The following is a 3,499-nucleotide window of genomic DNA, read 5'->3' as shown; positions in this document are numbered from 1 at the left end:
TGATATAAAATTCTATGTATTTTATATATACATAAAAGAAATACTTTAAATCGGGTGATTTGAAGTAATAAATAGAATATTATAATAAAAACAAAGAAATGATAATAAAAAGTAGAAACGAAGATTGGTGTAAGGAAACGATTATTCTGGTCAATTCTTGAAAGAAATTTGAACTTTCATTCCTGTCTTGAAATAATTTTCAAACTGTAATATCCTTTGAAAAATTAAAGATTCATTAAAAACAAAACCGCCGTTCAAAACCCTGAACGGCGGTATAAACTGTGTATTTTGTTATTGAAAATATTAAAACCGGATTCTATACCAAATCCTTAACTTCAATCTGCTTTCCTCGGAAGTCGGCACTTTGTCCTTTTTTCAAATCCCATAGTGCTAAAATCAGAGGTGAATCCCTCGACACCAACTGGTAATCGACACCGTCCAAAACCACTTTTCCCATCGGAATAGAGACCCAAATATTTCCCATCGGAACTTGTACCAAAGCACCTTCATCTACTTTTTCCATCGCTTTGACAGGAACAGCATTCAATTGGGCCAACATCACCCTTGAAGAAGAGAGCCTTTTTTCTAAAATGTCCCTAGTCTGATGCAACATTTCCTGATGGGTTTCAAATTTATCCCCGGCGGAACTTTTCTCTTCCACCTCTGAAGATTCCTGCAATTCGGTAAGCTGACGTTGGATATCTTTAATCTGATCTCTTAGCATTTCTTGGGCTTTGGCCAATAATGCAGTTTTGGTCGTTGAATTCATGGGTGCAAATTAAATTGAAAAAAGGGAGAAAAAGGAATTTAGCTCTTCTTTAGAATCTTTTTTTCTCCAAGTATTATTTTTGTGAAAAAATCCACTCATTAATTATTTGATCCAAAAAGGATGATTATGACGGGATTTTCAAAATAAGCCCTTCAATTTAAATACTTTCTTGAGGCTTACCTTTTTCCCACCAAAGTAAAGGGAAGCATAAATAAATTTCTGACAAAGGAGAAAGAAAGGTCGATCGCAAATCCCAATAACCTAAATGGCAATAGAATAAGCCAAACAATAGGATAGAGGATCAAGGCAATAATGGCAATGGGCCAACAAAGAATAAAAAGAATGCACCAAAGGAGAAAGCTTACCATGTAATTCGAGTTTTTCTTAAATCCTGCAATACCTGTACCAATCAGGAAAATGCTCATCTCTGTCGCCCTATGCAGTTTTTGTCAATTACTTTGTATTGAAATTGAACACTATTCCGTACATTTTTGTCAGACCTACGGTTTTCCAATTAAATGATAAATCATCCATCTTATTTCTTTTCCTCTTCCTTCCAACTCACTTCTGATGGAATGTTTCAGAAACAAATCCTAACACCTCTGGCAAAGAAGTTCTCCAATAGGTCCAATTATGGGCACCATCCCTGATTCGGAATTCATGAGGAATTTCCTTTTTCTTCATTGCGATATGTATGAGACTGTTTCCTTCATATAGAAAATCATCATCGCCACAGTCAAAGTACCATTTGACAGACTTCATTTTTTCAAGATCATTGAGTTCAATCTGCTGAAGGGCATTATGCCTTTCAAAGTAGGCTTGCAGGGTAGATTCATTTTTTACCTCCACCTTATTGTTCTGTAAACCTTGCTTGAAGTCTTCAAAAGTGGCATTTCTCACTGAGGCACTTAGGGGACATGCAGAAGAAAAAAGCTCAGGCCTGTGCATGGCGTAGAAAAATGTCCCTCCGCCTCCCATGGACAATCCTGCAATGGCTCTATACCTTTTCTCAGATTTGATTCTGTATTTTTTTTCTACTTCCGGCATCAATTCTTCAAAAAAGAAATCTTCATACCTCCATTCATTGTTGACATCATTGAAATAGCCCCTTTTTCCGGTATTCGCATCCGGCATGACGATGATCATGGCAGTTGCTTTTCCTTCTTGGATGGCTTTGTCAGTAATGAGCTGCACTTCCCCAAACTGTACCCATCCAGTCTGATCATCCCCGCCACCGTGCAGCAGGTAAAGTACAGGGTACGAGCGCTGGGAAGTTTCATACCCCGGAGGAAGGTACACGGCATATTTCCTCTCCATGTTTAGGATTTTGCTGTTCATAGTCAATTCATCAAAAACTTTGCTTTCCTGAGCAAATGAAGGAATACAGAAGTAAAGGAAAACCAGCGAAATAATCAGGATTCTGTTCATAGGATAATGGGTTATTGTTTAAGAGAAAATCAATGTACGACTTATCTGTTCATTGGACATTGTATCTCCAAACTACCAAAATAAATTTTTGCCACAAACTGTTACGCTGTTTTCGGTACCTGCAGGAATCCTATGGTCAATTTCTGCTTTTGAACTTTCGACGAATAGCTTATCTTGTTTCAAAAATTCATTGTCATGCAAAGAAGAGAATTTATACTTTCCACTGCCTTGGCTTCAGCGGCCTTTGTCAGCACCCCTTTTTCAGCTTTGATGGCTCGCCAAGATGCTGTTAGAAAATTCAAAATTGCCCTTAATCCCGGAACAATCGGTGTCAAGGCCAACTTTGCACAGACATTGGATTATGCTATCCAATATCAATATGAAGCCATAAGTCCTTTCACCCAAGAAGTGATGGAAAAATATTCCGATGGACAGTTGAATGAGATTCTTGCCAAAATGAAAGAAAAAGGAATTTCCTATGACTCAACCAATGTTCCTGTGGAATTCCGCCATGACAACACCAGATTCAACGAAGACTTCAAAGGCTTGAGGAAATTCTGTCAAACAATGGAAAAACAAGGTGCAACCCGAATGAATACCTGGATCATTTCTTCCCATAGTGAGCTGACTTATAATGAAAATATGAAGCAACATGCATACCGACTCGGAGAATGTGCCAAAGTGATGAAAGACCATGGAATCCGATTTGGCTTGGAATATCTTGGGCCGAGAACGATGATGACCCAAAGCCGGTATCCTTTTATAGGAAGCATGAAAGAAGGCAAAGAACTGATCGGTGAAATCGGCGAAAGTAATGTGGGATTTGTCTTGGATACTTTTCATTGGTATTGCGCCGATGATACCATAGAAGATATCAGAACTTTGAAGCCTGAGGATGTGGTGGTGGTAGACCTAAATGACGCAAGGATGGGATTGACAAGAGAGACCCAATGGGATGGAAAAAGAGAACTGCCCATGGCTACCGGTGTGATCAATACCAAGGATTTTCTGCAGGGAATCATCGATATCGGCTATGAAGGACCTGTCCGGACAGAGCCTTTCAACCAAGTCTTGAATGAGATGGAAAATGAGGAAGCTTTAAAATTAAATAGGGAAGCAATCAAGAAAGCCCTTGCAACTGTAAGTTTAGAGTAACCGTCCGCAGAAATCAGTCCACAGGTGCTTATTCTAAATAGCAATTCTTAAAAAATTCAGATACTTAATTTGTGCTTTTATTTTGATTGCTAATTCAAAAATTCAACATTAATCCTCGGGAATATATTCCCACATTCTAAAGCCTCC

General features: G+C 38.5%; 4 protein-coding genes. 1 reads left to right on the top strand and 3 read right to left on the bottom strand.

Annotation, left to right across the window (positions count from 1 at the left end):
• Positions 1–316 precede the first annotated feature (316 nt).
• From ACZFYI_RS17530 to ACZFYI_RS17520, 3 genes are all read right to left on the bottom strand, one after another.
• A complete protein-coding gene (locus tag ACZFYI_RS17530) occupies positions 317–769 on the bottom strand; it encodes a hypothetical protein (RefSeq protein ID WP_462525420.1) in 453 nt (150 codons plus the stop codon).
• 176 nt (positions 770–945) lie between these two features.
• Positions 946–1,137, bottom strand: coding sequence for a hypothetical protein (locus ACZFYI_RS17525; RefSeq protein ID WP_462525419.1), 192 nt, complete (start codon positions 1,135–1,137; stop codon positions 946–948).
• Positions 1,138–1,330: 193 nt separating this feature from the next.
• Positions 1,331–2,197, bottom strand: a complete 867-nt coding sequence (locus ACZFYI_RS17520) for an alpha/beta hydrolase (RefSeq protein WP_462525418.1) — start codon at positions 2,195–2,197, stop codon at positions 1,331–1,333.
• A gap of 195 nt (positions 2,198–2,392) precedes the next feature.
• Between ACZFYI_RS17520 and ACZFYI_RS17515 the strand changes: the two genes are divergently transcribed.
• Positions 2,393–3,352, top strand: a complete 960-nt coding sequence (locus ACZFYI_RS17515; protein WP_462525417.1) for a sugar phosphate isomerase/epimerase family protein — start codon at positions 2,393–2,395, stop codon at positions 3,350–3,352.
• Positions 3,353–3,499 lie beyond the last annotated feature (147 nt).

The organism is Aquiflexum sp. (assembly GCF_977115555.1).
The sequence above is the reverse complement of the archived record's forward strand: the minus strand, read 5'-3'. Positions and strand labels throughout refer to the sequence as shown.